Below are 6,228 nucleotides of genomic sequence, written 5' to 3' on the forward strand. Positions count from 1 at the left end.
AATTCGGTCTAGCATCGTAGCAAGGAAATAAATATATTTGTAAGTCGTCATAGGGTATATGAATAATTTAAATTTAACTGTCGAAGTTGTGACAATTTCTTTCAATGTTGAAAATGAGATGTTCTCGAATGGCCAATTATCTAAATTGTTAGTAATGTGATCATTTAATGCATTCAAAATATCACAGCATAATAATCGAATGTCAAATTCTCTTCCTATAATTTCAAGAGGTCCTCGCTTCAGTTGCAAATTATAGGAATGAAGTAAATCCTCTACACGTTCAAGAATCTTATAAACGGCTTGTTCTTGAGAATAAAGAGCTGCTGCTAAAGCACTTATATTTTTTATTTTTTTAAATTGAATGAAAAATATTGCTCTATAAGTGATTGAATTTCTTATAAATAATAAACGAATTTCAATAATAGAAGCCTTAATTGGCTTTTTTATATAAATTCCTTTACCTTTAGTTGTTTCAATTTCCCATCCATTAGGTAAATCCATGTTGATTGCTTTTATATCATTCCGTATCGTTTTTTCTGTACAATCTAATTTAGATGCTAATTCTTCTGATGTGTACCACTTATCTTCACTACTTAGAATATTGATAATTTCGAGTTTTCGTTTAGTTGGTTTATCCATTTGACATCCTCACTTTAAATGAGCCTTTTGTGTATAATCTTACCTTATCGTTTTGACTAAAAGCTTTAAAAAAACAAACTGAGCCAATTCTAAATTTCTTCAAATAAAAAAGTAGGCATAAATTGACTATCATTATTATTTGAAATTTTATATTCTCTATACTTGCCTGTACTGATCCTAACAAAACACTTTCCTGCGTGACTTATACTGAATGGTAAAATCGGTAACGTTTTAATGACGTTACCGTTTTTTTATAGTGTACTAATCTTGTATAATCGTTTATTGTAAAACGTATCCAAACTTACTTATTGCAGTTAATATAGTAACTGTAACAGTTTAAAAGAAGGGTTCTTCTATATAAGTCTAGAATGATTATAGAAGAAATATTTTTACAGAGAGAGACAAAAATCATGAAATAAATATTTGGTGTAAAACAAATGTTCTTTAGTTTGGATTGTTACATGATGCTAACTTTGTAAAATTAGAATTGTTATCATTTTATTGCATTAATTGAAAAATTGATTGGAGAGATCGAAATGTCTTATATCGTTGATTTTAAAAATGTGTCTAAAATCGGTTTAGAGTCTTCACCTGTTGTAGAAGCTCTTGCTGGCTTACGTGCGCACGAAGCTCGTTACTTTATGACCAAATACAAACATGAATTTACGGTAGTACCAGCTAGCGAAAGTCAAGATACGCTTGATTACGTGAACGAAATATTAAAAGAACGAGATATTGAGTTTGCGGCTAAGCCTTTAGAAACGTCACGTTTCCAAGTGGAAAATATCAAATTTGCTTATGTTTTTTATGAAGACGGTCTTGCGATTAATGTTATGTATACTGTTGATAACCCTAAAAAGCGCGCTGTTGGCTTTAAGCTTTCTGAGGGGATGGAAATACCAAAGGAGCTAGAAGATAAGTTTAAGTTTGCTAGACAGAAATCTAAACTAGCTGGGACAATTCGCGGCTCATTTTTTGTAATTAAAGGTGAGTATTAAAAGTATTCATTGATAGAACTATATACTAATGAAACTGTTACTAAAGTGGTGATTAAATTGATCTCCGCTTTTTCTAACGTTACCGTACAATAAGTGCTCGAAAATACCAAAGCTAAAAATATAGTTAAAACGAAAGACTTACCAAATATTTTGGTAAGTCTTTTTTATTAACGAACTATCATCATATCCAACATTTTACTAATCATTTTTCACTACTTATATTATGTCTACTAGGTTTTTTGTACTGTCTTTTCAATCACCATTTAGATGGATTGTTCAACTTAAATGCATTTTTGTTGAATTTTGCCCAAATTCCAAATTAAATAGACTGACTAAATCGTTATTATTCTTACAAAAAAATAGCATATTTCTATTAAAGAAACCATAATTCAAGTTTATTTGACATTCTCATATGAAAATTGACGGAATATACAATTCTTGAATTGCTTATATTCCCCCAATATACGTTCATTTAGTGGAGTTGTACAATTTGATTGTATTTATGGATAACCACATAAGTAGATAAATAGTCCGCTAGGAATCAATGCAATTAGCTATTAATCTCTTGATATAAAGTGGAATGAAATTAGATACAAACTAAAAGAGGAGTGTTAAGAATGAAAAATAGTAACTTGAAAGCGTTTAAAGTTATGTCCACAGTAGCATTAACATCATTAATTTTTACATCCTTAACGGCTTTTGCCGACAATAACAACATAACTCAAACTGAAGCAACAGATGGAATAGAACAAGGAACACCATTTTTAGTTAAGAATAACTTCGACATAACCCAAGAAGACTCAATCTATAAAGATGCTAAAAATTCAGAAATTAACACTTATAAGCCAGATGATCAAGTTCGCCTAATCGTTCAAGTAGAACAGCCAGTAGAAAATGAGCAAACAACAGCAGAAAGTAAAAAAGCTTCTTTTAAACATAAACAAGACAAAGTCATCGAGCAATTTTCAAAGAAAAAAAATTCAGAATCAAATTCTGCATTTAAAGTGAAGCATCGCTTTTTCGAAGGTTTTAACGGATTCAGTATTGAAACAGAATACAAAAATATGAAAGAAATTCAATCAATTCCTGGTGTTACTCATGTTCATGTTGCTCGAACATTCCAGGAAAATATGGCTGCAAGTAAAGAATTAGTACAAGCTCAAAAGGTTTGGGAGCATTATGGTTATAAAGGCGAAGGATTAGTTGTTGCCGTAGTAGATTCAGGAATAGATTATACACATAAAGATTTGAAACTATCTGATGTAGCCAAATCCAAAGAAAAATGGACTCAGGAAAAAATGAATCAAAGAATGGCTGAGACAGAAGTCAATGAAATCTGGTATTCAGATAAAGTCCCTACAGGCTATGACTGGGCAGACAATGATACGAATGTCATTCCAGGCCCAAAAGGAAGTGCTCATGGTACTCACGTTGCAGGTACAATTGGAGCAAATGGTGACGAGACAAATGGTGGAGTAGCAGGTGTAGCACCAGGCGTTCAATTATTGGCTGAAAAAGTATTTTCAGATAATGCTAGTGGAGCAGCTGAGGATGATATTATCGCAGGTATTGAGCATGCGATCACAATGGGTGCAGATGTGATCAACATGAGCTTAGGAGTAGATGCAGGTTATGTAGATGAAGCGTTTGACCCAATTCAAAAAGCAATTCGAGTTGCGACAGAAAATGGTACTTTAGTTGTCGTAGCAGCTGGAAATTCTTCTTACAGTACAAAGAATAATCTTTCTTACTCATCATTAAAGCCATATGCACAAGATCCTGATATTGGAACAGTTGGTGCACCAGGTGTAAGCCCATTTGCACTATCAGTTGCTTCCTATGAAAATACGAAATTCCATTTAAATGCATTATCTGATGATAATGGTCTAACAGTACCTTTTAAAGACCATACGCAATTTGGTCCATCTTATAATTTTAGTGTATCAAAGAACCTATTACCTGATACTAACTACGATCTAGTTTACGTTGGCGAAGGTAAGAAAGTTACTGATTATCCTGCTGGTAAAACGAACTATATTGCAGTAGTGAAATTATTAAATTCATATAGTACTGTCTCTAGTATTCAATTCACTGCTAAAAGTGCAGGTGCAAAAGCAATTATTATGATACCTCCTACAAATTGGGGAGATTATACTACATTGCCAGTAACGCCAACTGCAACACCAACTGCTTCAACAAGTAAGGCGATCGGTGAGGCATTATTAAACAAAATGAATAGTTTACCAAGCGGACAATATGTAAATATGAAATACGTTGGTGATTATTGGGCAGATAACTCTGCTAAAGATACGATGTCATTTTTCTCATCAGTAGGTGCGCCAAGTACATTAGATTTTAAACCAGAAATTACAGCCCCTGGAGGAAATATTTATTCTACAATTCCAGGAAATGATTATCAAGTAATGAGTGGTACGTCAATGGCAACACCACATGTGGCTGGTGGCTCTGCATTACTATTACAGTCACTTTACCAAAAAGGGTTATCCCATTCGAAGGATACTGTATTAAAATCCAAAATTGCATTAATGAATACTTCAAAAATAGTTTTAGATCCAAGTACAAATCGTGAAGTTCCATATTCACCTCGAGTTCAAGGTTCAGGTTTAATGCAAATTCAAAACGCAATTAATACGCCTGTCATAGTAACAAATAGAAACGCTCCTTTAGAACAAGCAGGTGCTGTTGCTCTTAAAGAAATTGGTCAAAATACAAGCTTTAAATTAAGTATGGAAGCATTTGATACACCAAAAGGTAAAAATAATAGTGATGATATCGAATACAATGTCTATGTTGATCTATTAAAAGATAAAACAGAAACAAAGCAATTTGATCTTGATAGTGATGGTCAATTAGATAATCAAGAGTATCTAAGCTTATCAAGTGAACGGATTAACGGTGCAAAAATCACTGTAAATGATAAAATCGTAACAGAAAAATCAGGTGCATTAGTTAAGATTAAACCAGGTCAAACAAAAATGTTAACGGTTGATGTTTCCTTACCAGATTCATTAAATAAAAATATATTTGTTGAAGGTTTCGTTCGACTTGTACCTGTAGAAAAGGACCAAAATAAAGCTGTTTCTTTAACGATGCCTTATATGGGCTTCTATGGAAATTGGGATGAGTTGCGAAATATCGATGCCCCAGCTTGGGAAAAAGATGCATTCGTCGGATATACTGCACTTTGGGATGATAGTTCAGAAAGTTATCCATTAGGATTCAATGGGAAAACATTTGATCTTAATCATATCGCATACTCAAAAAATTTTATAAATAATGGAATATTTGGTTCATTCCAAGCTTTACGAAATTTAGATAAAGTGGAAGTGTATATCGAGGACTCAACAGGAAATCAAGTTAAATATTTAGGTGATTTTAGTGAATATAATGGTGAGCCTTGGAAATTCAGAAAAAATATAATGGCCTATGGTGATACAAAATATGGCGCTTATCAATGGGATATGAAAGACATAGCAGGCAATTATGTACCTGACGGCGTGTACCAATATGTAATGAAAACAACTTTAAATTATCCAAACGCTAAGCCACAAATTGTAAAAATGCCTATCACTGTAGACTCCGTGTTACCAAAAATAACCGATATTAAAATAACACCAAAGAACGGAAAATATGAAATTACTTATAACGCAGAAGATAATGCAACAGACATTAACTCTTCTATTATTTATGTAAATGGTCAATATAATGAGGTTCCTTTTGGTAAAAATTCTCTAACAGTTAGTACAGAACCAAAAGGTTTGGTAATTTTAACTGTGGATTTTGCAGGAAACATCTCATGGACTACATGGGGAGATCAAAGCTATAATAAACAAAGTATGGCTATTCAAACATTGGGTGTAACACCATCTACGGGTGTAAACCAATCTAAACCAGCAAAAATTTCTGCTTGGGGTTACAATCGAGGTGACTGGACGATCACGATTAAAAATGCAAGTGGACAGGTTGTTGATTCGTATCAAGTAAATAATGAACACTCATTAAAAGCATCATGGGTACCAGATAAAAACCTTCCAAATGGAACATATACAATTACAGTCGATATTGTTACATTAGACGGTTTTAAATGCACATCAACACCTAAAAATGTAACTGTTATACAATAAGGATATAACTGTAACATGACACTAGTGAAAACTGGTGTCATGTTTTTCTTTTGTGCGTCAAAAGTATTTTTTTAAAATAAATTTTTAGACCCAATTCATCTAGGGGAGTGTTATCAAATGAAACGTAGTTCAAAGCAAGACACTAAAAAAGATTTTAACAGAGAAGAAAAATTGAAGACGCTGACGAATATTCAATTTAACGTAACGCAGAATGGCATGGACGAGGCACCGTTCCAAAATGAATACTGGGATAACACAAAGGAAGGTCTCTACATAGATATTGTTTCAGGTGAGCCATTGTTTAGCTCCGAAGGATAAGTATGATGCGGGTACAGGCTGACCAAGTTTTACAAAACCTATTAGCAAAAAAATGTTGTTCTGAAACGAAAACAAATGTTTCTTGTTTAGTTAAAAGTAGATTTAAAAAGATTAGTGTCGTAGTTAGA

At 32.9% G+C, this 6,228-nt stretch carries 3 protein-coding genes and 1 pseudogene; 3 read left to right on the forward strand and 1 reads right to left on the reverse strand.

The window, feature by feature from the left end; genetic code table 11:
• A partial coding sequence (locus tag V7056_RS20405) for a helix-turn-helix domain-containing protein (RefSeq protein WP_499704216.1) occupies positions 1–639 on the reverse strand: 639 nt, incomplete at its 3' end.
• Between the two features lie 536 nt (positions 640–1,175).
• Here V7056_RS20405 and V7056_RS20410 point away from each other — a divergent pair.
• From V7056_RS20410 to V7056_RS20420, 3 genes and pseudogenes are all read left to right on the forward strand, one after another.
• Complete coding sequence (locus tag V7056_RS20410; RefSeq protein WP_499704217.1) at positions 1,176–1,637, forward strand: DUF8821 family protein; 462 nt, start codon at positions 1,176–1,178, stop codon at positions 1,635–1,637.
• A 617-nt stretch (positions 1,638–2,254) separates the two neighbouring features.
• On the forward strand, positions 2,255–5,782 hold the full coding sequence (locus tag V7056_RS20415; protein WP_499704218.1) for a S8 family serine peptidase: 3,528 nt from the start codon (positions 2,255–2,257) through the stop codon (positions 5,780–5,782).
• A gap of 117 nt (positions 5,783–5,899) precedes the next feature.
• Positions 5,900–6,119: pseudogene (locus V7056_RS20420) on the forward strand (peptide-methionine (R)-S-oxide reductase); the annotation flags it as partial.
• Between the last annotated feature and the right edge of the window lie 109 nt (positions 6,120–6,228).

This window comes from Bacillus sp. JJ664, assembly GCF_036962205.1.
GTDB lineage: Bacteria > Bacillota > Bacilli > Bacillales > Bacillaceae_G > Gottfriedia.